The sequence below is a fragment of the Kitasatospora sp. NPDC087861 genome, assembly GCF_044742585.1.
Taxonomy (GTDB): domain Bacteria; phylum Actinomycetota; class Actinomycetes; order Streptomycetales; family Streptomycetaceae; genus Kitasatospora.
On record NZ_JBIUUS010000001.1, the window covers coordinates 510,477 to 530,579 of the forward strand.

Consider the following 20,103-nt stretch of genomic DNA (forward strand, 5'->3'; position numbering starts at 1 on the left):
AAGCTGTGATCCAGCAGGAGTCGCGACTGCGAGTCGCCGACAACACGGGCGCGAAGGAAATCCTTTGCATCCGCGTTCTCGGTGGTTCCGGTCGCCGCTACGCCGGTATCGGGGACGTCATCGTCGCGACCGTCAAGGACGCGATCCCCGGCGGTTCGGTGAAGAAGGGTGACGTCGTCAAGTGCGTCGTCGTCCGTACCGTGAAGTCGCGCCGTCGTCCGGATGGCTCGTACATCCGCTTCGACGAGAACGCCGCGGTCGTTCTGAAGAACACCGACGGTGACCCCCGTGGCACCCGCATCTTCGGCCCGGTGGGCCGCGAGCTGCGCGACAAGAAGTTCATGAAGATCATCTCGCTTGCGCCGGAGGTGCTCTAACCCATGGCGAACAGCATGAAGATCAAGAAGGGTGACCTGGTTCAGGTCATCACCGGCAAGGACCGCGGCAAGCAGGGCAAGGTCATCCAGGCCATGCCCGCCGAGAACAAGGTCCTGGTCGAGGGTGTGAACCGGGTCAAGAAGCACACCAAGCCGGGCCCGGGCACTCAGGGTGGCATCGTCACCGTCGAGGCCCCGGTGCACGTCTCCAACGTCCAGCTGGTCGTGGAGAAGGACGGCAAGAAGGTCGTCACCCGCGTTGGCTACCGCTTCGACGACGAGGGCAACAAGATCCGCGTTGCCAAGCGAACCGGTGAGGACATCTGATGTCTGAGACGAGTGTTGAGAAGGTGACCCCCCGTCTCAAGGAGCGTTACAACTCCGAGATCAAGGGTCAGCTGCAGGAGCAGTTCTCGTACGAGAACGTCATGCTGACGCCCGGCCTGGTCAAGGTCGTCGTCAACATGGGTGTCGGCGAGGCCGCTCGTGACAGCAAGCTGATCGAGGGCGCGATCCGCGACTTGACCGCGATCACCGGTCAGAAGCCGGCCGTGACCAAGGCCCGTAAGTCCATCGCGCAGTTCAAGCTGCGCGAGGGCCAGCCGATCGGCACGCACGTCACCCTCCGTGGTGACCGCATGTGGGAGTTCCTGGACCGTCTGGTCTCGCTGGCCCTGCCGCGAATCCGTGACTTCCGTGGCCTCTCCCCGAAGCAGTTCGACGGCCGTGGCAACTACACCTTCGGTCTGACCGAGCAGGTCATGTTCCACGAGATCGACCAGGACAAGGTCGACCGTCAGCGCGGTATGGACATCACCGTCGTGACCACCGCTCAGACCGACGACGAGGGCCGGGCGCTCCTGCGTGCTCTGGGCTTCCCGTTCAAGGAGGCGTGAGCCAATGGCGAAGAAGTCCCTCATCGCGAAGTCCGAGCGCAAGCCGAAGTTCGGCGTCCGGGCCTACACCCGGTGCCAGCGCTGCGGCCGTCCGCACTCGGTGTACCGCAAGTTCGGCCTCTGCCGTGTGTGCCTTCGTGAGATGGCGCACCGTGGCGAGCTGCCGGGCGTGACCAAGAGCTCCTGGTAGTCCAGGACCTCGCGGTAATGCCATAGCGAAGCAGGTGTGCCCGACCCCACAGCGCCCCCTTTTTTGGGGCTGCGTACGGAATCCCGTAAGGTAGTGGGGTCGGGCCCCCTGTCGCGGTAGCTCCATAGCTGCCGTCGACCCTCTTCGGAGGGCTCGCACCCAGTCTTACGACGCCGCAGGTCCCCTGCGTCTGTGCCCCCGCCGCACTCCTCGGAGTGCGGCGGGGGGACCTGGCGCGGAGAAACCACGGCGAGAGAGGCCTGAGGCCATCATGACCATGACCGACCCCATCGCAGACATGCTCACGCGTCTGCGTAACGCGAACTCGGCGTACCACGACTCCGTGGCGATGCCGGCCAGCAAGATCAAGGCGCACGTCGCCCAGATCCTGCAGCAGGAGGGGTACATCTCCTCCTACAAGGTTGAGGAGCCCGTTGAGGGCGAGGTCGGCAAGAAGCTGACCATCGAGCTCAAGTTCGGCCCCAACCGTGAGCGCTCGATCGCTGGCATCAAGCGGATCAGCAAGCCGGGCCTGCGGGTCTACGCAAAGTCCACCAACCTGCCGAAGGTGCTCGGCGGCCTGGGCGTGGCGATCATCTCCACGTCCTCCGGCCTCCTCACCGACAAGCAGGCTGCCAAGAAGGGCGTAGGCGGAGAAGTTCTCGCCTACGTCTGGTAATTCGGGAAACGGAGGTACAGCAATGTCGCGCATTGGACGGCTGCCCATCCAGGTCCCCGCTGGCGTGGACGTCACCATCGATGGCCAGGCGGTCTCGGTGAAGGGCCCGAAGGGCTCCCTCACCCACGTTGTCGCCGCGCCGATCGAGATCGGTAAGGGCGAGGACGGCACGCTGCTCGTCACCCGCCCCAACGACGAGCGTCTGTCGAAGGCCCTGCACGGCCTTTCCCGCACGCTGGTGGCGAACATGATCACCGGCGTGACCGCGGGCTACCGCAAGTCGCTGGAGATCAGCGGTGTCGGCTACCGAGTTCTGGCGAAGGGCTCCAACATGGAGTTCCAGCTGGGCTACAGCCACCCGATCCTGGTCGAGGCCCCCGAGGGCATCTCCTTCGTCGTCGAGTCGGCCACCAAGTTCCACGTGGACGGCATCGACAAGCAGAAGGTCGGCGAGGTCGCCGCGAAGATCCGCAAGCTGCGCAAGCCCGACCCGTACAAGGCCAAGGGCGTCAAGTACGCGGGCGAGGTCATCCGCCGCAAGGTCGGAAAGAGTGGTAAGTAAGCGATGAGCGTCTCTGTCAAGATCGGCAAGGGCAACGCCTACAAGAGCGCCGCTCGCAAGCGCCGCGCGATCCGCGTTCGCAAGCGCGTCGTCGGCACCGAGGTGCGTCCGCGCCTCGTCGTGACGCGCTCGAACCGTCACATGGTCGCCCAGGTCATCGACGACGCCAAGGGGCACACCCTGGCGTCGGCGTCCACCCTCGACGTGTCCATCAAGGGCGCCGAGGGCGACAAGACCGAGCTGGCCAAGAAGGTCGGGAGCCTGGTCGCCGAGCGCGCCAAGGCCGCCGGCATCGAGGCGGTCGTCTTCGACCGCGCGGGCAACCGGTACGCCGGCCGCATCGCCGCCCTGGCGGACGCGGCTCGCGAGGCCGGGCTCGACTTCTAAGCCGCTCGTCGACTCAGTCGACGGACGTAATCGAGAGAGGTAATTCCAATGGCTGGACCCCAGCGCCGCGGTAGCGGCGCCGGCGGTGGCACCGGCGGTGGCGAGCGGCGCGACCGTAAGCGTGACGACCGGGGCAACGCCCCCGCCGTCGAGAAGACCGCTTACGTCGAGCGCGTTGTCGCGATCAACCGTGTCGCCAAGGTTGTCAAGGGTGGTCGTCGTTTCAGCTTCACCGCGCTGGTCGTGGTGGGCGACGGTGACGGCACCGTGGGTGTCGGTTACGGGAAGGCGAAGGAGGTTCCGGCCGCCATCGCCAAGGGTGTTGAGGAGGCCAAGAAGAACTTCTTCAAGGTCCCCCGTATCCAGGGCACCATCCCGCACCCGATCCAGGGTGAGAAGGCCGCCGGCGTCGTGCTGCTGAAGCCCGCCGCCCCCGGTACCGGTGTTATCGCCGGTGGTCCGGTGCGCGCCGTCCTGGAGTGCGCCGGCATCCACGACATCCTGTCGAAGTCGCTCGGCTCGGACAACGCGATCAACATCGTGCACGCCACCGTGGCCGCTCTGAAGGGCCTCGTGCGCCCCGAGGAGATCGCCGCCCGCCGTGGCCTGCCGCTGGAGGACGTGGCTCCCGCCGCTCTGCTGCGGGCTCGTGCTGCAGGGGTGAGCGCCTGATGGCTCGCCTGAAGATCACGCAGACCAAGTCGTACATCGGCAGCAAGCAGAACCACCGCGACACCCTGCGTTCGCTTGGTCTCAAGCGCATGCACGACGTGGTGGTCAAGGAGGACCGTCCCGAGATTCGCGGGATGGCCCACACGGTCCGTCACCTGGTGACGGTTGAGGAGGTGGACTGATCATGGGCGACAACCCGATCAAGATCCACAACCTGCGTCCCGCCCCGGGTGCCAAGACCGACAAGATCCGCGTGGGTCGTGGTGAGGGCTCCAAGGGTAAGACCGCCGGTCGTGGTACCAAGGGCACCAAGGCCCGCTACCAGGTTCCGCAGCGCTTCGAGGGTGGCCAGATGCCGCTCCACATGCGCCTGCCGAAGCTGAAGGGCTTCAAGAACCCGTTCAAGATCACGTTCCAGGTCGTCAACCTCGACAAGCTGGCCGAGCTCTACCCGCAGGGTGGAGAGGTCACCGTCGAGGACCTGGTCGCCAAGGGCGCGGTTCGCAAGAACTCCCTCGTCAAGGTGCTCGGCACCGGCGAGATCTCGGTTGCGCTGCAGGTGACGGTTGACGCCGTCTCCGGCTCCGCCGCCGAGAAGATCACCGCCGCCGGCGGTACCGTCACCGAGCTCGTCTGAGCCCGCTGACTTCGGTGCGAGCCCCGTACCTCCTTCGGGAGGTGCGGGGCTCGCGCGTTTCTCCGGGCGCCCCGTTGACGGGCTCTCGTTCTTTTGTGTGGCAAAACCGGGCATCCCGTACCCCGTGAGTGGGGGAGGGGCCGTACGCGCTTCTTCCGAGTGGCTGCGCACTGTTAGAGTCCGTGGAGTTCCCTTGTAGGCTGCGCATAGGCTCGCCTGTGCCGTCCGTACGGGAGCCCGTACCGCCAAACTCCCATTCAGGACCGACCCTCCCGCCGACGACGTGCGGGAGGCGCAGGAGGCACCGTGCTCAGTGCGTTCGCGCGGGCGTTCCAGACGCCCGACCTGCGCAAGAAGCTGCTGTTCACGCTGGGCATCATGGTGCTGTTCCGGCTGGGCTCGCACATTCCGATCCCCGGCGTGAGCTTCACGGCCGTGAACGAGTGTGTGAAGGAGACCAAGAACAACGGCCTCTTCGGGCTCGTCAACCTGTTCAGCGGTGGCGCGCTCCTCCAGCTGACGATCTTCGCGCTCGGCATCATGCCGTACATCACCGCGAGCATCATCCTCCAGCTCCTCACGGTCGTGATCCCGCGACTGGAGGCGCTGAAGAAGGAGGGCCAGGCCGGCACAGCGAAGATCACCCAGTACACCCGCTACCTGACCATCGCGCTCGCCGTGCTCCAGGGCACCGGCATCGTGGCGACGGCCTCCAGCGGCGCGCTGTTCTCGGGCTGCCCCGTGGCCAACCAGATCGTGCCGGACACCGGCGTCTTCCGGATCGCCGTCATGGTGATCACGATGACCGCCGGCACCACGGTGATCATGTGGCTGGGCGAGCTGATCACCGACCGCGGCATCGGCAACGGCATGTCGCTGCTGATTTTCACCTCGATCGCCGCGCAGTTCCCGTCCTCGATGTGGGCGATCAAGAGCTCCGGCACCATCGGCGGCGGCTGGGTCGAGTTCCTGTCCGTGGTCGCGGTCGGCGTCATCGTCGTGATGCTGGTCATCTTCGTGGAGCAGGCCCAGCGCCGGATCCCGGTCCAGTACGCGAAGCGGATGATCGGCCGGCGGGCGTTCGGCGGCACCTCGACCTACATCCCGCTCAAGGTGAACCAGGCCGGTGTCATTCCGGTCATCTTCGCCTCGTCGCTGCTGTACATCCCGGCCCTGGTGGTCCAGCTGACCAACAGTCAGGCGGGCTGGGCCACGTGGATCCGGACGAACTTCGTCAAGGGTGACCACCCGATCTACATGGCCACCTACTTCCTGCTGATCGTCTTCTTCGCCTTCTTCTACGTCGCCATCTCCTTCAACCCCGAAGAAGTTGCCGACAATATGAAGAAGTATGGTGGCTTCATCCCGGGCATCCGGGCCGGCCGACCGACGGCCGAGTACCTGAACTACGTGCTGACCCGAATCACGTGGCCGGGTTCGCTCTACCTGGGCCTGATCGCGTTGATCCCGATGATCGCCCTGGTCGCCTTCGGACAGCAGACCAACTTCCCGTTCGGCGGCACCAGCGTGCTCATCGTCGTCGGCGTCGGACTCGAAACTGTGAAGCAGATCGAGAGCCAGCTCCAGCAGCGCAATTACGAAGGGTTCCTCCGCTGATGCGTATCGTCCTCGTTGGTCCTCCCGGGGCCGGGAAGGGTACTCAGGCGCACTTGCTCGCCAAGACCCTGTCCATTCCCCACATCTCCACCGGCGACCTGTTCCGCGCCAACATCGGTCAGGGCACCCCGCTGGGGCTCGAGGCCAAGAGCTACATGGACGCGGGCCGCCTGGTGCCGGATGAGGTCACCATCGGGATGGCCAAGGACCGCATGCTCCAGGATGACGCCGCCAACGGCTTCCTGCTCGACGGCTTCCCCCGCAACCTGGGCCAGGCCAAGGCGCTGGACGAGTTCCTCGCCGAGCAGGGCATCAAGCTGGACGGCGTGCTGGACCTGGAGGTCCCCGAGGACGAGGTCGTCCGCCGGATCGCCGGCCGCCGCCTGTGCCGCAACGACGGTGGCCACGTCTTCCACGTGGACTACAACCCGCCGAAGGTCGACGGCGTCTGCGACGAGTGCGGCGGCGAGCTGTACCAGCGCTCGGACGACACCGAGGACAAGGTGCGCACGCGCCTGGAGGTCTACCACACGGAGACCGAGCCGATCATCGACTACTACGCCCAGCAGGGCCTGGTGGCGACGATCTCGGCCCTCGGCAAGGTGGACGAGGTCACCCGGCGCGCGATCGAGGCGCTGAAGCAGGACAACTGAGTTTCCAGGCGACGCCGTACGGCCGCGCTCCCCGATCCCGGGCGGCGCGGCCGTACGGCGTCGTACGGTGGTAGGCAGTGGCAAACAGAACGTGGAAGGCGTGACCAGATGGTGGAGATCAAGACCCCCGAGCAGATCGCGAAGATGCGAGCGGCCGGGCTGGTCGTCGCCGAGGCGCTCAAGGCCTGCCGGGAGGCGGTCGCTCCGGGGGTGACGACCCAGGAGCTCAACGACATCGCGGACAAGGTCATCACCGGCCATGGCGCGACCTCCAACTTCCGTGCCCACCACGGCGGCCTGTGGTTCCCGGGGGTGATCTGCGCCTCGGTGAACAACGAGGTCGTGCACGGCATCCCCGGCGACCGGGTGCTCCAGGAGGGCGACGTCATCTCGATCGACTGCGGCGCCATCCTGGACGGCTGGCACGGCGACTCGGCGATCACCGTGGCGGTCGGCGAGGTCCGCCCCGAGGTCGAGATGCTGAGCCGGGTCACCGAGGGCTCGATGTGGGCCGGCATCGCCCAGATGAAGAAGAACAACCGCCTGGTCGACGTCTCCAAGGCGATCGAGGGCTTCATCCGCCGCCAGCCGCTGCCCCCCAAGGGCAAGTGGGGCATCACCGAGGGCTACGGCGGCCACGGCATCGGCACCGCGATGCACATGGAGCCGCACGTGCTGAACTACGTCGAGCGCGGCCGCGGCAAGGGCCCGAAGCTGATCCCCGGCACCGTGCTGGCGATCGAGCCGATGGTCTCGCTGGGCACCCCGCACACCACCGTGCTGGAGGACGACTGGACGGTCGTCACCGACGACGGCACCTGGGCCTCGCACTGGGAGCACTCGGTGGCCGTCACCGAGGAGGGCCCGCTGGTCCTGACCGCCTTCGACGGCGGCAAGGCGGAGCTCGCGAAGCTGGGCGTCACCGCTGCTCCGGACCCGCTCGGCTAGTCGGTCGGTGGCCGGCTGAGCGGCCGGCTTCGGCCGCTGACAAGGGATCAGAGCCCTGGAGGTTTGGACCTCCAGGGCTTTTGTCCTATTTTTATCGGCTGGCAGTGGCTTCAGCAGCTTCGATCGGCAGGAGAGAGCAGTGCTCAAGGGATTCCGCGACTTCATGATGCGCGGCAACGTGGTCGACATGGCGGTCGGTGTGGTCATCGGCGCCGCGTTCACCGCGGTGGTGACCGGCTTCGTGTCCGCCTTCCTGACTCCGCTGGTCGGTGTGGTGGTCGGCGCGGCCGGTGACTTCAGCTCGTACAAGGCGACGGTCGCCGGGGTGACCTTCCCGTACGGCCAGTTCCTGAACGTGCTGATCGCCTTCGTGATGACCGCAGCGGTGCTCTACTTCTGCGTCGTCCTGCCGATCACCAAGGCGACCGCGCGGTACCTGCCGAAGAAGCCGAAGACCCTCAAGCGGCCCTGCCCCGAGTGCCTGACCGAGATCCCCGAGGCCGCCCGCCGCTGCTCGGCCTGCACCGCCCACGTCGAGCCGCTGGCGGTCACCACCCGGGTGTGACCCGCTCGGGTGTGACGGCGGCCGCGTTCCGGGATCCCGTTTTGGCCCACCGGACGCGCTGGCGTAGGATGGACCGTCGGCTCACTCGTAGCGTGCTTCAGCGCGCCCTCTTCCCCTCGGGGACGGGGTGAACCCAGGTTCGCACGAGCGTTCCGCATACGGTAGCCGGTCCCGGAAGGTGGATCTCGCAGTTCATGGCTAAGAAGCAAGGCGCCATTGAGATCGAGGGCACCGTGATCGAGTCTCTGCCGAACGCGATGTTCAAGGTCGAGCTGCAGAACGGTCACAAGGTCCTCGCGCACATCAGTGGCAAGATGCGCATGCACTACATCCGCATCCTGCCGGACGACCGGGTCGTCGTGGAGCTCAGCCCCTACGACCTCACGCGCGGGCGGATCGTCTACCGCTACAAGTAAGAACGTCAGATCTAGACCCGGAGAACCTGAACATGAAGGTCAAGCCGAGCGTCAAGAAGATCTGCGACAAGTGCAAGGTGATCCGCCGTCACGGCCGGGTCATGGTGATCTGCGACAACCTGCGCCACAAGCAGCGCCAGGGCTGATCTCTCCCCAGCATTTCTCGTAGTACTTCGCGCGACGCGAAAACGTCATAAGCGGGCTACCCGATCCATCCTTGTGAAAGGGCGGACTGCCGCCCCCGGTCAGAGGCCGGGGCTCCCTCACCGTGAGGTGACGGAGTAGGTAGCACGCAAGACCTCTGAAGAAACACAGGAGCCTTGAATGGCACGCCTCGCCGGCGTTGATCTCCCCCGTGAGAAGCGGATCGAGATCGCCCTTACGTACGTGTACGGCATCGGCCGTACCCGCGCCCAGCAGACCCTGGCCGAGACCGGCGTCAACCCGGATGTCCGCGTTCGCGACATCACCGAGGAAGACCTCGTCAAGCTGGGCCAGTACATCGACGCCAACTACACGGTCGAGGGTGACCTCCGCCGTGAGGTGGCCGCCGACATCCGCCGCAAGGTCGAGATCGGCTGCTACGAGGGTCTGCGTCACCGTCGCGGCCTGCCGGTCCGCGGCCAGCGCACCCACACCAACGCGCGTACCCGCAAGGGCCCGCGTCGCGCGATCGCCGGTAAGAAGAAGCCGGGCAAGAAGTAGTCCGTCCCGTAACCGGACATCCCTCCGGCCCGCGGGTCAGCGGACCGACCACCTCAGTAGGAGAACAGACTTATGCCCCCCAAGGGTCGTCAGGCTGCCGGCGCGAAGAAGATCCGCCGCAAGGAAAAGAAGAACGTCGCTCACGGCCACGCGCACATCAAGAGCACGTTCAACAACACCATCGTTTCGATCACCGACCCCTCGGGCAACGTGATCTCCTGGGCCTCCGCCGGCCACGTCGGCTTCAAGGGCTCGCGCAAGTCCACCCCGTTCGCCGCGCAGATGGCCGCCGAGGCCGCTGCCCGTCGCGCGCAGGAGCACGGCATGCGCAAGGTCGACGTCTTCGTGAAGGGTCCGGGCTCCGGCCGCGAGACCGCGATCCGTTCGCTCCAGGCCACCGGCCTGGAGGTCGGCTCGATCCAGGACGTCACCCCCACCCCGCACAACGGCTGCCGTCCGCCGAAGCGCCGCCGCGTCTGACGCAGCGCCTTCGGGCTCGCGGGTAACGCTTTAAACCTCGTACGGGGTCCCACGTAGTGATTCGTCGCTGCTTGCGGGACCCCGTACGCTTGGTCCTGTCGGCATCAAATAGTGGGTGCCGAAGACAACTGGAGGAACACCCCTCATGCTTATCGCTCAGCGCCCCTCGCTGACCGAAGAGGTCGTCGACGAGTTCCGCTCGCGGTTCGTGATCGAGCCGCTGGAGCCGGGCTTCGGCTACACCCTCGGCAACTCCCTGCGCCGCACGCTCCTGTCGTCGATCCCGGGTGCCGCTGTCACCAGCATCCGCATCGACGGCGTCCTGCACGAGTTCACCACCGTGCCGGGCGTCAAGGAGGACGTGACCGACCTCATCCTCAACATCAAGCAGCTGGTCGTCTCCTCGGAGCACGACGAGCCGGTCGTGATGTACCTGCGCAAGCAGGGCCCGGGTGTCGTCACCGCCGCCGACATCGCCCCGCCGGCGGGTGTCGAGGTGCACAACCCGGAGCTGGTCCTCGCCACGCTGAACGGCAAGGGCAAGCTGGAGATGGAGCTGACCGTCGAGCGCGGTCGCGGCTACGTCTCCGCCGTCCAGAACAAGGCCTCCGGCCAGGAGATCGGCCGCATCCCGGTCGACTCGATCTACAGCCCGGTGCTGAAGGTCACCTACAAGGTCGAGGCCACCCGTGTCGAGCAGCGGACCGACTTCGACAAGCTGATCGTCGACGTCGAGACCAAGCCCGCCATGCGTCCGCGCGACGCCATGGCCTCGGCCGGCAAGACCCTGGTGGAGCTGTTCGGCCTCGCCCGCGAGCTGAACATCGACGCCGAGGGCATCGACATGGGCCCGTCCCCGACGGACGCCGCCCTGGCCGCCGACCTGGCGCTGCCGATCGAGGAGCTGGAGCTCACCGTCCGCTCCTACAACTGCCTCAAGCGCGAGGGCATCCACACCGTGGGTGAGCTCGTCGCCCGCTCCGAGGCCGACCTGCTCGACATCCGCAACTTTGGTGCGAAGTCGATCGACGAGGTCAAGGCGAAGCTGGCCGGCATGGGCCTGGCCCTCAAGGACAGCCCGCCCGGGTTCGACCCGACCGCGGCCGCCGACGCCTTCGGCGCCGACGACCTGGACGACGCGGGTTACGCGGAGACCGAGCAGTACTGAGAGACTTGACCGCGGAGGCGGTTCTCCGGAACCGCCTCCGTCGTCGTGAAAGTCGTGCGGGCACCGTGCTCGTACGCCCGCTGCGGTACCTGGTACGGCCGCAGTAGGAGATTCAAGGAGTAATTCCATGCCGCGTCCCACCAAGGGTGCCCGCCTCGGCGGCGGCCCGCACCACGAGCCGCTGCTGCTCGCCGGTCTGTGCCGGGAGCTCTTCCAGTACGGCCGCATCACCACGACCGAGGCCAAGGCCCGTCGGATGCGCCCGCTGGCGGAGAAGCTGATCACCAAGGCGAAGAAGGGCGACATCCACAACCGTCGCCTGGTGCGCAAGACCATCACCGACATCTCGGTGCTGCACACCCTCTTCACCGAGATCGCGCCGCGCTACGAGAACCGCCCGGGTGGTTACACCCGTATCACCAAGATCGGTCCCCGTCGTGGCGACAACGCCCCGATGGCCGTGATCGAGCTGGTCGAGGCGCTGACCGTCGCGCAGACCGCCGTCGGCGAGGCCGAGGCCGCCACCAAGCGTGCCGTCAAGGAGGCCGACGAGGCCGCCGCCGTCGAGACCAAGGCCGACGAGGCCGAGGCCGCCGAGCAGGCCTGACACCTCCAGGTGTGATGCGGGCCCGCTTCCCCAGCGATGGGGGAGCGGGCCCGTTCCCTTGTGCCGGGACCGATCGCGGGAGAAGAGAAGCAGTGGTCAACGATTGCGCCGAGCAGCCGCCGGTGAAGGACGGCCCGGCCGACGGGTACGTCCGGGTCCGGCTCGATCTCGCCTACCAGGGCGCCGAGTTCTCCGGCTGGGCCCGCCAGCGCGGCGGCCGCCGGACGGTCCAGGAGGAGATCGAGACCGCGCTGCAGATCGTCACCCGCAGCCCGGAGCTCTTCCCGCTGACCGTGGCCGGCCGCACCGACGCCGGGGTGCACGCCCGCGGCCAGGTCGCACACGTCGACCTGCCGGCCGAGCTGTGGGAGGCGCACCGCGAGAAGCTGCTGCGCCGGCTGGCAGGCCGGCTGCCCGGGGACGTCCGGATCTACCGGGTCGGCGAGGCCCCGGCCGGGTTCGACGCCCGCTTCTCGGCGATCTGGCGCCGGTACGCCTACCGGGTCGCCGACCACCCCGGCGGGGTCGACCCGCTGCTGCGCGGGCACGTGCTGTGGCACGACCGCCCGCTGGACGTCGACCGGATGAACGCGGCCGCCGAACTGCTGCTCGGCGAGCACGACTTCGCCGCGTACTGCAAGAAGCGCGAGGGCGCGACCACCATCCGCACCCTGCTGGAGCTGCACTGGGACCGTGTCCCGGTGGACTCCTACGCCGCCCAGGAGGGCACGCTCGCGGTCGCCACCGTCCGCGCCGACGCGTTCTGCCACAACATGGTCCGGGCGCTGGTCGGCGCGATGCTGCTGGTCGGGGACGGGCACCGGCCGGTGGAGTTCCCGGGCGAGGTGCTGGCCGGCGGGGTCCGCAACTCGGCCGTCAACGTGATCCGGCCGTACGGGCTCACCCTTGAGGAGGTCGGCTACCCGCCGGACGACCAGCTCGCCGAGCGGAACCGGCAGGCCAGGCGGATGCGCACCTTGCCTGGTCAGCCGCCCGTCGCGTAATCCGTTTTGGCCGGGCGCGTCGGCTTGGGACAATCGTCCGCATGGGACACGTCGAGATTTCGCACCTGGAGTACTACCTGCCGGACGGGCGGGTGCTGTTCGACGACGCGTCCTTCCGGGTCGGTGAGGGCGCGGCGGTCGCCCTGGTCGGCGCCAACGGGGCCGGCAAGACCACCCTGCTGCGGATGATCGCGGGGGACATCCAGCCGCACGGCGGCACGGTGACGATCAGCGGCGGGCTCGGCGTGATGCGCCAGTTCGTCGGCACCACCGGCCGCGAGGACCAGCAGGCCACCCCGGGCGCACTGCCGCCGGACGCCTCGGTCCGCGACCTGCTGGTGTCCGTCGCCCCCGGGCGGATCGCCGTCGCGGCCCGCGCGGTGGACGCCGCCGAGCTGGCGATGATCGCCCAGGACGACGAGAAGACCCAGATGGCCTACGCCCAGTCGCTCTCCGACTGGGCCGACGTCGGCGGCTACGACTACGAGACCGACTGGGACGTCTGCACCATGGCTGCCCTCGGGGTGCCCTTCGACAAGGCCCAGTGGCGTGGCCTGAACACCCTCTCGGGCGGCGAGCAGAAGCGGCTGGTGCTGGAGGCGCTGCTGCGCGGCCCCGAGGAGGTGCTGCTGCTCGACGAGCCCGACAACTACCTGGACGTCCCCGGCAAGCGCTGGCTGGAGGAGGCCGTCAAGGCCACCTCGAAGACCGTCCTGTTCATCTCGCACGACCGCGAACTGCTCTCCCGCACCGCCGACAAGATCATCAGCGTCGAGACCGGCGCGGCCGGCAGCAGCGTCTGGGTGCACGGCGGCGGCTTCGACACCTTCCACGAGGCCCGCAAGGCCCGTTTCGAGCGCTTCGAGGAGCTGCGCCGCCGCTGGGACGAGGAGCGCGCCAAGCTCAAGAGGCTGGTCGTCAACCTGCGCCAGGCCGCGTCCGTCAGCCACGAGATGGCCTCCCGCTACGCCGCCGCCCAGACCCGGCTGAAGAAGTTCGAGGACGCCGGCCCGCCGGAGGCGCCGCCGCGCGAGCAGAGCATCTCCATGCGGCTCAAGGGCGGGCGGACGGGCGTCCGCGCCGTCACCGTGGAGGGGCTGGAGCTCACCGGCCTGATGAAGCCCTTCGACCTGGAGGTGTTCTACGGCGAGCGGGTCGGCGTGCTCGGCTCCAACGGCTCCGGCAAGTCGCACTTCCTGCGGCTGCTGGCCGGCGACGAGAGCGTCGCGCACACCGGCAGCTGGAGGCTCGGCGCCCGCGTCGTCCCCGGCCACTTCCGGCAGACCCACGCCCATCCGGAGCTGTTCGGCCGGACGGTGCGCTCGATCATCGAGGAGGAGCACGCGCTCAGCCGCGGCGCCGCGATGAGCGCGCTGCGCCGCTACGAGCTGGACCGGCAGGAGGAGCAGAAGTTCGAGTCGCTGTCCGGCGGGCAGCAGGCCCGGCTGATGATCCTCAAGCTCGAACTCACCGGTGTGACGGCCCTGTTGCTCGACGAGCCGACCGACAACCTGGACCTGGAGAGCGCCGAGGCGCTGCAGGCCGGGCTGGAGGCCTTCGACGGCACCGTGCTGTGCGTCACCCACGACCGCTGGTTCGCCAAGACCTTCGACCGCTACCTGGTGTTCGGCGCGGACGGCCGGGTCTACGAATCGCCCGAGCCGGTCTGGGACGTGAGCCGGGTGGAGCGCGAACGCTGAGGGGTCGGCGGGGCCCTTCGGACGGTCGTCGCCGGCCGATTTTTGACCGCTTCCCGCCCGCCCGGTAACCTGGACGCTTGATGTGCGTATTGGCTCGCTCTATCTCACGTGAGAGGTCGGTACGCCGGAGACATCAGGTCGACGACCAGCGGTCCCCCTTGAATTGCGTCCAAGGTTGACCAGGCTGCTCTTCCGTCCGGGTGCTCCTGTCAGGACTCACTCACTGAAAAGCGAAGGCTACGACCGTGCGTACGTACAGCCCCAAGCCCGGCGACGTCCAGCGTCAGTGGCACGTCATCGACGCGACCGACGTCGTGCTGGGCCGCCTGGCTTCCCAGGCCGCCAACCTCCTCCGGGGCAAGCACAAGGCGATCTACGCGCCGCACGTTGACACTGGTGACTTCGTCATCATCATCAACGCCGACAAGGTGCACCTGTCCGGTAACAAGAAGACCCAGAAGCTGGCCTACCGCCACTCGGGCTTCCCGGGCGGTCTGCGGTCGGTGCGCTACGACGACCTGCTGGCGAACAACCCGGAGAAGGCCGTCGAGAAGGCCATCAAGGGCATGATCCCCAAGAACAGCCTGGGCCGTCAGATGCTCTCGAAGCTGAAGGTCTACTCGGGCGACCAGCACCCGCACGCTGCCCAGCAGCCGGTGCCGTTCGAGATCACCCAGGTCGCGCAGTAATTCGGCCACCAAGCCCCCCAACACTGAAAAGAGCTGAGGAACACCGTGGCCGAGACCACTGAAACCCTTGAGGTCGACTTCGACGAGGCCGCCGAGGCCGTCGAGGGCGAGTACACCTCCGAGGAGAGCTACACCTCCGAGTCGCTGGCCGGCCGCTTCGGCGAGGCCGTCCCCGGCGCCGGCCTGGGTCGTCGCAAGGAGGCGATCGCCCGCGTGCGCATCGTCCCCGGCACCGGCCAGTGGAAGATCAACGGTCGCACCCTGGAGAACTACTTCCCCAACAAGGTGCACCAGCAGACCGTGAACGAGCCCTTCAAGCTCCTGGAGCTTGACGGCCGTTACGACGTCGTCGCCCGCATCACCGGTGGCGGCGTCTCCGGTCAGGCCTACGCGCTGCGCCTCGGCGTGGCCCGTGCCCTGAACGAGGCCGACGTGGACAACAACCGCGCCGCCCTCAAGAAGGCCGGCTTCCTGATGCGTGACGCGCGTGCCGTCGAGCGCAAGAAGGCCGGTCTCAAGAAGGCCCGCAAGGCGCCGCAGTACAGCAAGCGCTAATCGCGTCCCTGGGGGTGCGGTCCGCCCTGGCGGCGCACCCCTGGTTGCGCGGACTGTCGCCCCGGAGTACCACGTGTACTCCGGGGCGACGTGTTACCCGGCTATCGTGCGGCGGCCGGGGACCATCGGTTGGGTTGCGAGCAGTGGTGATGGAGGACGGGACAGTGGGACGACTCTTCGGTACGGACGGCGTGCGCGGGGTGGCCAACGAGGGCCTGACGGCCGAGCTCGCGCTCGGACTGTCGGTCGCGGCGGCCCATGTGCTCGGAGAGGCCGGCGCCTTCGACGGCCATCGGCCGGTCGCGGTGGTCGGCCGGGACCCGCGCGCCTCGGGCGAGTTCCTGGAGGCCGCCGTCATCGCCGGCCTGGCGAGCGCCGGCGTCGACGTGCTCCGGGTCGGCGTGCTGCCCACCCCGGCCGTGGCGTACCTCACCGGCGCGCTCGGCGCCGACTTCGGCGTGATGCTGTCCGCCAGCCACAACGCGATGCCGGACAACGGCATCAAGTTCCTCGCCCGCGGCGGCCACAAGCTGGACGACCGGATCGAGGACGCGATCGAGGCCCACTACGGCACGCACACGCTCGGCGGCGAGGACTGGAACCGCCCGACCGGCGCGGCCGTCGGCCGGGTGCGCGAGTACACCGAGGGCTTCGACAAGTACGTCGCCCACCTGATCGGCGTCCTGCCCAACCGCCTCGACGGCATCAAGGTGGTCATCGACGGCGCCCACGGCGCGGCCGCCTACGTCGCGCCCGAGGCCTTCGCCCGGGCCGGTGCCGAGGTCGTCCACACCCTGGGGGCGGAGCCCACCGGCCTCAACATCAACGACGGCGTCGGCTCCACCCACCTGGACCGGCTGCGGACCGCCATGCTGGAGCACCGCGCCGACCTCGGCATCGCCCTGGACGGCGACGCCGACCGCTGCCTGGCCGCCGACGCGGACGGCAACGAGGTGGACGGCGACCAGATCATCGCGATCCTGGCCGTCGCCATGAAGGAGGCCGGCACGCTGCGCCGCAACACCGCGGTGGCCACCGTGATGTCCAACCTCGGCTTCAAGCTGGCCATGGAGCGCGAGGGCGTCGAGCTGGTGGAGACCGCCGTCGGCGACCGCTACGTGCTGGAGGCGATGAAGGAGCACGGCTTCGCGCTGGGCGGTGAGCAGTCCGGCCACGTCATCCTGCTCGACCACGCCACCACCGGCGACGGCACCCTGACCGGCCTGATGCTGGGCGCCCGGCTGGCCGCCACCAAGCAGCCGCTGGCCGACCTGGCCACCGTGATGACCCGTCTGCCGCAGCAGCTGATCAACGTCAAGGGCGTCGACAAGAGCCGGGTGAACACCAGCGCCGAGCTGGCCGCCGCGGTCGCCGAGGCCGAGGCCGAACTGGGCTCCACCGGCCGGGTGCTGCTGCGCCCCTCCGGCACCGAGCCGCTGGTCCGGGTCATGGTCGAGGCCGCCGACCCGGTGCAGGCCGAGGCCGTCGCGCAGCGGCTGGTCGAGGCCGTGCGGATGTACCTGGGCTGAGCCCCGACTGCGCCCGGGCCGAACCCCGGACACGACGAAAGGGCCCCCGCCGGGGGCCCTTTCGTCGTGTCGTCGTGTCGTCGTGTCAGAGCTTGCGCAGCAGGGCCCGGCGGACCTTGTGGTCCGCCCCCTTCTGCAGGATCAGGGTGGCCCGGCCGCGGGTCGGCAGCACGTTCTCCAGCAGGTTCGGCTTGTTGATGGTGCGCCAGACCTGGCGGCCGTACTCCATCGCCTCCTCCTCCGGCACCTCGGTGAAGCGGCGGAAGTAGGAGTTCGGGTCCTGGAAGGCGGTCTGCCGGAGCTTGCGGAAGCGGTCCAGGTACCAGTGCTCGATGTCGTCGGTACGGGCGTCGACGTAGATCGAGAAGTCGAAGTAGTCGGCCACCGCCAGGCGGGTGCGCCCGTCGGTGCCGGGCAGGGCCGGCTGGAGCACGTTCAGGCCCTCGACGATCAGGATGTCCGGACGCTCCACGGTGAGCCGCTCGCCCTGCACGATGTCGTACACCAGGTGCGAGTACACCGGCGCGGTGACCCGCTCCTTGCCCGCCTTCACGTCCGCGACGAAGCGCATCAGCGCCCGGCGGTCGTACGACTCCGGGAAGCCCTTGCGGGCCATCAGGCCGCGGCGGCGCAGCTCGGCGTTGGGCAGCAGGAAGCCGTCCGTGGTCACCAGCTCGACCCGCGGGTGCTCGGGCCAGCGGGCGAGCAGGGCCTGGAGCAGCCGGGCGGTGGTCGACTTGCCGACTGCTACAGAGCCGGCCACGCCGATGATGAACGGGGTGCGGGTGCGCTCGGTGTCCGGCGTGTCCAGGAACGTGCCCAGCGTGCCGCGCAGCTCGTGCGTGGCATGGATGTACAGGTTCAGCAGCCGGGAGAGCGGCAGGTAGACGTCGCGGACCTCGTCCAGGTCGAGGGCGGTACCGAGGCCGCGGAGCCGTTCCACCTCCTCGGCGGTCAGCGGCAGCGGCGTACGCTCGCGCAGTGCGCTCCACTCGGCCCGACTGAGGTCGACGTAGGGGGACGGCGACGGGCCGGGCGTGGCGGCGCCCCGCGTACAGAGTTCGGTCAGCACATGCTCCATTGTGAGCCGTGGCGGCGTTCACGGTGGTTGTGGTGTCGGTCACGCACTGTTCGCAGGAAGCGGGAAAAGGGTCCCAGAACCGCCCTTATGCTGGCACGCATGTGCGGAATTGTTGGATACGTGGGCGCGCAGTCCGCCCTCGACGTAGTAATCGCAGGCCTGCAGCGACTGGAGTACCGGGGCTACGACTCGGCCGGTGTCGCGGTGCAGGCGCAGGACTCCGACGGGCAGTGGAGTCTGGTCACCGACAAGCGGGCCGGCAAGCTCGCCAACCTGGAGAAGTCGCTCACCGAGACCCCTCTGCCCGGCGGCACCACCGGCATCGGCCACACCCGCTGGGCCACCCACGGCGGCCCGACGGACGCCAACGCCCACCCCCATCTGGACGACCACCTCCGGGTGGCCGTGGTGCACAACGGCATCATCGAGAACTTCGCCCAGCTGCGGGCCGAGATCGCCGAGCGCGGCCACACCCTCCGTTCCGAGACCGACACCGAGGTCGTCGCGCACCTGCTCGGCGAGGTCTACGAGGGTGACCTCGCCGAGGCCATGCGGGTGGTCTGCCGCCGCCTCGACGGCGCCTTCACCCTCGTCGCCGTGCACGCCGACGCGCCGGACGTGGTCGTCGGGGCCCGCCGCAACTCGCCGCTGGTGGTCGGGCGCGGCGAGGGCGAGAACTTCCTCGCCTCCGACGTCTCCGCGTTCATCGCGCACACCCGCGAGGCCGTCGAGCTGGGCCAGGACCAGGTCGTCGAGCTGCGCCGGGAGTCCGTCACGGTGACCAACTTCGACGGCACCCCCGCCGAGGTGCGTGAGTACCACGTGGACTGGGACGCCTCGGCCGCCGAGAAGGGCGGCTACGACTACTTCATGCTCAAGGAGATCGCCGAGCAGCCGAAGGCCGTCGCCGACACCCTGCTCGGCCGGATCGGCACGGACGGCCGGCTCACCCTCGACGAGCTGCGCATCTCCGACGCCGACCTGCGCTCGGTCGACAAGGTCGTCATCGTCGCGTGCGGCACGGCCTTCCACGCCGGCATGATCGCCAAGTACGCGATCGAGCACTGGACCCGCATCCCCTGCGAGGTCGAGGTCGCCTCCGAGTTCCGCTACCGCGACCCGATCATGGGCCCGGGCACGCTGGTCATCGCCATCTCGCAGTCCGGCGAGACCATGGACACCCTGATGGCCCTGCGGCACGCCCGCGAGCAGGGCGCCAAGGTGCTGGCGATCTGCAACACCAACGGCTCCACGATCCCGCGCGAGTCGGACGCGGTGCTGTACACCCACGCCGGCCCCGAGGTCGCCGTCGCCTCCACCAAGGCGTTCCTGACCCAGCTGGTCGCCTGCTACCTGGTCGCCCTCTACCTGGGCCAGGTGCGCGGCACCAAGTGGGGCGACGAGATCTTCGCCGTCATCAAGGAGCTGGGCGACGCGCCCAAGCAGGTCGAGCAGGTGCTGCAGACCATGGAGCCGGTGCGCGAGCTGGCCCGCTCCCTGGCCGACGCCCGCTCGGTGCTGTTCCTCGGCCGTCACGTCGGCTTCCCGGTGGCCCTGGAGGGCGCGCTCAAGCTCAAGGAGCTGGCGTACATGCACGCCGAGGGCTTCGCGGCGGGCGAGCTCAAGCACGGCCCGATCGCGCTGATCGAGGAGGGTCTGCCGGTCGTCGTGGTCGTGCCCTCGCCGCGCGGGCGGTCGATCCTGCACGACAAGATCGTCTCCAACATCCAGGAGATCCGGGCCCGTGGTGCCCGCACGATCGTGATCGCCGAGGAGGGCGACGAGGCGGTCGTCCCGTACGCGGACCACCTGATCCGCATCCCGGCCACCCCGACCCTGCTCCAGCCGCTGGTCTCCACCGTGCCGCTGCAGGTCTTCGCCTGCGAGCTGGCGACGGCCAAGGGCCACGAGGTCGACCAGCCGCGCAACCTGGCGAAGTCGGTCACCGTCGAGTAAGGCGCCCTGCGCCCACGGCGCCCCTGCGGT

Annotated in this window: 27 protein-coding genes; 26 read left to right on the top strand and 1 reads right to left on the bottom strand. The window is 68.5% G+C overall.

Features of this window, described 5'->3' with window-relative positions:
• Positions 1–5 precede the first annotated feature (5 nt).
• The 25 genes from rplN (at position 6) to glmM (ending at position 17,036) form a co-directional block, all read left to right on the top strand.
• The gene (gene rplN, locus ACIOJE_RS02330) at positions 6–377 is read left to right on the top strand and encodes a 50S ribosomal protein L14 (protein ID WP_030393301.1); all 372 of its coding nucleotides are present in this window, start codon (positions 6–8) and stop codon (positions 375–377) included.
• 15 nt (positions 378–392) lie between these two features.
• The gene (gene rplX, locus ACIOJE_RS02335) at positions 393–704 is read left to right on the top strand and encodes a 50S ribosomal protein L24 (RefSeq protein ID WP_030055828.1); all 312 of its coding nucleotides are present in this window, start codon (positions 393–395) and stop codon (positions 702–704) included.
• A complete protein-coding gene (gene rplE / locus ACIOJE_RS02340; protein ID WP_030300393.1) occupies positions 704–1,273 on the top strand; it encodes a 50S ribosomal protein L5 in 570 nt (189 codons plus the stop codon). The genes rplX and rplE overlap by 1 nt, the downstream gene beginning before the upstream one ends.
• 4 nt (positions 1,274–1,277) lie before the next feature.
• Positions 1,278–1,463 (top strand): type Z 30S ribosomal protein S14, encoded by a 186-nt coding sequence (locus ACIOJE_RS02345; RefSeq protein ID WP_030055830.1) that lies wholly within the window; start codon positions 1,278–1,280, stop codon positions 1,461–1,463.
• 271 nt (positions 1,464–1,734) lie between these two features.
• Positions 1,735–2,142, top strand: coding sequence for a 30S ribosomal protein S8 (gene rpsH, locus ACIOJE_RS02350; protein WP_031063036.1), 408 nt, complete (start codon positions 1,735–1,737; stop codon positions 2,140–2,142).
• A 22-nt stretch (positions 2,143–2,164) separates the two neighbouring features.
• On the top strand, positions 2,165–2,704 hold the full coding sequence (rplF, locus tag ACIOJE_RS02355; RefSeq protein WP_280675127.1) for a 50S ribosomal protein L6: 540 nt from the start codon (positions 2,165–2,167) through the stop codon (positions 2,702–2,704).
• Between the two features lie 3 nt (positions 2,705–2,707).
• Entirely contained in the window at positions 2,708–3,091 is a 384-nt protein-coding gene (rplR, locus tag ACIOJE_RS02360) for a 50S ribosomal protein L18 (protein ID WP_030232494.1), read from the top strand.
• Positions 3,092–3,139: 48 nt separating this feature from the next.
• Complete coding sequence (rpsE, locus tag ACIOJE_RS02365; protein WP_030055834.1) at positions 3,140–3,763, top strand: 30S ribosomal protein S5; 624 nt, start codon at positions 3,140–3,142, stop codon at positions 3,761–3,763.
• Positions 3,763–3,945 (top strand): 50S ribosomal protein L30, encoded by a 183-nt coding sequence (gene rpmD, locus ACIOJE_RS02370; protein ID WP_030055835.1) that lies wholly within the window; start codon positions 3,763–3,765, stop codon positions 3,943–3,945. The genes rpsE and rpmD overlap by 1 nt, the downstream gene beginning before the upstream one ends.
• Positions 3,946–3,947: 2 nt before the next feature.
• Positions 3,948–4,400 (top strand): 50S ribosomal protein L15, encoded by a 453-nt coding sequence (gene rplO / locus ACIOJE_RS02375; protein ID WP_255752515.1) that lies wholly within the window; start codon positions 3,948–3,950, stop codon positions 4,398–4,400.
• Between the two features lie 306 nt (positions 4,401–4,706).
• Positions 4,707–6,017 carry a preprotein translocase subunit SecY gene (gene secY / locus ACIOJE_RS02380; RefSeq protein WP_280675123.1) on the top strand — a complete coding sequence of 437 codons (1,311 nt, stop codon included), beginning with the start codon at positions 4,707–4,709 and terminating at the stop codon, positions 6,015–6,017.
• Positions 6,017–6,670 (top strand): adenylate kinase, encoded by a 654-nt coding sequence (locus ACIOJE_RS02385; protein ID WP_280675121.1) that lies wholly within the window; start codon positions 6,017–6,019, stop codon positions 6,668–6,670. The genes secY and ACIOJE_RS02385 overlap by 1 nt, the downstream gene beginning before the upstream one ends.
• A 108-nt stretch (positions 6,671–6,778) precedes the next feature.
• Positions 6,779–7,618, top strand: coding sequence for a type I methionyl aminopeptidase (gene map / locus ACIOJE_RS02390; protein WP_280675119.1), 840 nt, complete (start codon positions 6,779–6,781; stop codon positions 7,616–7,618).
• 139 nt (positions 7,619–7,757) lie between these two features.
• Positions 7,758–8,183, top strand: a complete 426-nt coding sequence (gene mscL, locus ACIOJE_RS02395) for a large conductance mechanosensitive channel protein MscL (RefSeq protein ID WP_400772740.1) — start codon at positions 7,758–7,760, stop codon at positions 8,181–8,183.
• Between the two features lie 194 nt (positions 8,184–8,377).
• Positions 8,378–8,599: a translation initiation factor IF-1 gene (gene infA, locus ACIOJE_RS02400; RefSeq protein WP_003956442.1), complete on the top strand. Its 222-nt coding sequence runs from the start codon at positions 8,378–8,380 to the stop codon at positions 8,597–8,599.
• A 32-nt stretch (positions 8,600–8,631) separates the two neighbouring features.
• Entirely contained in the window at positions 8,632–8,745 is a 114-nt protein-coding gene (rpmJ, locus tag ACIOJE_RS02405) for a 50S ribosomal protein L36 (protein WP_003956441.1), read from the top strand.
• 178 nt (positions 8,746–8,923) lie between these two features.
• On the top strand, positions 8,924–9,304 hold the full coding sequence (gene rpsM / locus ACIOJE_RS02410) for a 30S ribosomal protein S13 (protein WP_148644398.1): 381 nt from the start codon (positions 8,924–8,926) through the stop codon (positions 9,302–9,304).
• A 72-nt stretch (positions 9,305–9,376) separates the two neighbouring features.
• On the top strand, positions 9,377–9,784 hold the full coding sequence (gene rpsK / locus ACIOJE_RS02415; RefSeq protein WP_014136257.1) for a 30S ribosomal protein S11: 408 nt from the start codon (positions 9,377–9,379) through the stop codon (positions 9,782–9,784).
• 145 nt (positions 9,785–9,929) lie between these two features.
• Positions 9,930–10,952 (top strand): DNA-directed RNA polymerase subunit alpha, encoded by a 1,023-nt coding sequence (locus tag ACIOJE_RS02420; protein ID WP_030055844.1) that lies wholly within the window; start codon positions 9,930–9,932, stop codon positions 10,950–10,952.
• 127 nt (positions 10,953–11,079) lie between these two features.
• Positions 11,080–11,559: a 50S ribosomal protein L17 gene (gene rplQ, locus ACIOJE_RS02425; protein ID WP_359897505.1), complete on the top strand. Its 480-nt coding sequence runs from the start codon at positions 11,080–11,082 to the stop codon at positions 11,557–11,559.
• A gap of 92 nt (positions 11,560–11,651) precedes the next feature.
• Positions 11,652–12,563, top strand: coding sequence for a tRNA pseudouridine(38-40) synthase TruA (truA, locus tag ACIOJE_RS02430; protein ID WP_280675108.1), 912 nt, complete (start codon positions 11,652–11,654; stop codon positions 12,561–12,563).
• Positions 12,564–12,604: 41 nt separating this feature from the next.
• Positions 12,605–14,263 carry an ABC-F family ATP-binding cassette domain-containing protein gene (locus ACIOJE_RS02435; RefSeq protein WP_400772741.1) on the top strand — a complete coding sequence of 553 codons (1,659 nt, stop codon included), beginning with the start codon at positions 12,605–12,607 and terminating at the stop codon, positions 14,261–14,263.
• A gap of 245 nt (positions 14,264–14,508) precedes the next feature.
• Positions 14,509–14,952: a 50S ribosomal protein L13 gene (gene rplM / locus ACIOJE_RS02440; protein WP_030055846.1), complete on the top strand. Its 444-nt coding sequence runs from the start codon at positions 14,509–14,511 to the stop codon at positions 14,950–14,952.
• 33 nt (positions 14,953–14,985) lie between these two features.
• A complete protein-coding gene (rpsI, locus tag ACIOJE_RS02445; RefSeq protein WP_400772826.1) occupies positions 14,986–15,507 on the top strand; it encodes a 30S ribosomal protein S9 in 522 nt (173 codons plus the stop codon).
• Between the two features lie 164 nt (positions 15,508–15,671).
• Complete coding sequence (gene glmM / locus ACIOJE_RS02450; RefSeq protein ID WP_400772743.1) at positions 15,672–17,036, top strand: phosphoglucosamine mutase; 1,365 nt, start codon at positions 15,672–15,674, stop codon at positions 17,034–17,036.
• 85 nt (positions 17,037–17,121) lie between these two features.
• Here glmM and coaA read toward each other — a convergent pair whose 3' ends face one another.
• A complete protein-coding gene (gene coaA / locus ACIOJE_RS02455) occupies positions 17,122–18,117 on the bottom strand; it encodes a type I pantothenate kinase (RefSeq protein WP_280675098.1) in 996 nt (331 codons plus the stop codon).
• Between the two features lie 99 nt (positions 18,118–18,216).
• Between coaA and glmS the strand changes: the two genes are divergently transcribed.
• Positions 18,217–20,073: a glutamine--fructose-6-phosphate transaminase (isomerizing) gene (gene glmS / locus ACIOJE_RS02460; RefSeq protein ID WP_280675096.1), complete on the top strand. Its 1,857-nt coding sequence runs from the start codon at positions 18,217–18,219 to the stop codon at positions 20,071–20,073.
• The last annotated feature ends 30 nt before the right edge of the window (positions 20,074–20,103 follow it).

Excerpts from the sequence above, each read along its gene's own strand:
- glmS (WP_280675096.1), top strand. The coding sequence starts at position 18,217 with ATGTGCGGAATTGTTGGATACGTGGGCGCGCAGTCCGCCCTCGACGTA.
- map (WP_280675119.1), top strand. The coding sequence starts at position 6,779 with ATGGTGGAGATCAAGACCCCCGAGCAGATCGCGAAGATGCGAGCGGCC.
- coaA (WP_280675098.1), bottom strand. The coding sequence starts at position 18,117 with ATGGAGCATGTGCTGACCGAACTCTGTACGCGGGGCGCCGCCACGCCC.
- rpmJ (WP_003956441.1), top strand. The coding sequence starts at position 8,632 with ATGAAGGTCAAGCCGAGCGTCAAGAAGATCTGCGACAAGTGCAAGGTG.
- rplQ (WP_359897505.1), top strand. The coding sequence starts at position 11,080 with ATGCCGCGTCCCACCAAGGGTGCCCGCCTCGGCGGCGGCCCGCACCAC.
- ACIOJE_RS02420 (WP_030055844.1), top strand. The coding sequence starts at position 9,930 with ATGCTTATCGCTCAGCGCCCCTCGCTGACCGAAGAGGTCGTCGACGAG.
- rpsK (WP_014136257.1), top strand. The coding sequence starts at position 9,377 with ATGCCCCCCAAGGGTCGTCAGGCTGCCGGCGCGAAGAAGATCCGCCGC.
- rpsH (WP_031063036.1), top strand. The coding sequence starts at position 1,735 with ATGACCATGACCGACCCCATCGCAGACATGCTCACGCGTCTGCGTAAC.
- rpsM (WP_148644398.1), top strand. The coding sequence starts at position 8,924 with ATGGCACGCCTCGCCGGCGTTGATCTCCCCCGTGAGAAGCGGATCGAG.
- rplF (WP_280675127.1), top strand. The coding sequence starts at position 2,165 with ATGTCGCGCATTGGACGGCTGCCCATCCAGGTCCCCGCTGGCGTGGAC.
- rplO (WP_255752515.1), top strand. The coding sequence starts at position 3,948 with ATGGGCGACAACCCGATCAAGATCCACAACCTGCGTCCCGCCCCGGGT.
- infA (WP_003956442.1), top strand. The coding sequence starts at position 8,378 with ATGGCTAAGAAGCAAGGCGCCATTGAGATCGAGGGCACCGTGATCGAG.
- rpmD (WP_030055835.1), top strand. The coding sequence starts at position 3,763 with ATGGCTCGCCTGAAGATCACGCAGACCAAGTCGTACATCGGCAGCAAG.
- rplR (WP_030232494.1), top strand. The coding sequence starts at position 2,708 with ATGAGCGTCTCTGTCAAGATCGGCAAGGGCAACGCCTACAAGAGCGCC.
- ACIOJE_RS02345 (WP_030055830.1), top strand. The coding sequence starts at position 1,278 with ATGGCGAAGAAGTCCCTCATCGCGAAGTCCGAGCGCAAGCCGAAGTTC.
- ACIOJE_RS02385 (WP_280675121.1), top strand. The coding sequence starts at position 6,017 with ATGCGTATCGTCCTCGTTGGTCCTCCCGGGGCCGGGAAGGGTACTCAG.
- rplX (WP_030055828.1), top strand. The coding sequence starts at position 393 with ATGAAGATCAAGAAGGGTGACCTGGTTCAGGTCATCACCGGCAAGGAC.
- ACIOJE_RS02435 (WP_400772741.1), top strand. The coding sequence starts at position 12,605 with ATGGGACACGTCGAGATTTCGCACCTGGAGTACTACCTGCCGGACGGG.
- rplE (WP_030300393.1), top strand. The coding sequence starts at position 704 with ATGTCTGAGACGAGTGTTGAGAAGGTGACCCCCCGTCTCAAGGAGCGT.
- rpsE (WP_030055834.1), top strand. The coding sequence starts at position 3,140 with ATGGCTGGACCCCAGCGCCGCGGTAGCGGCGCCGGCGGTGGCACCGGC.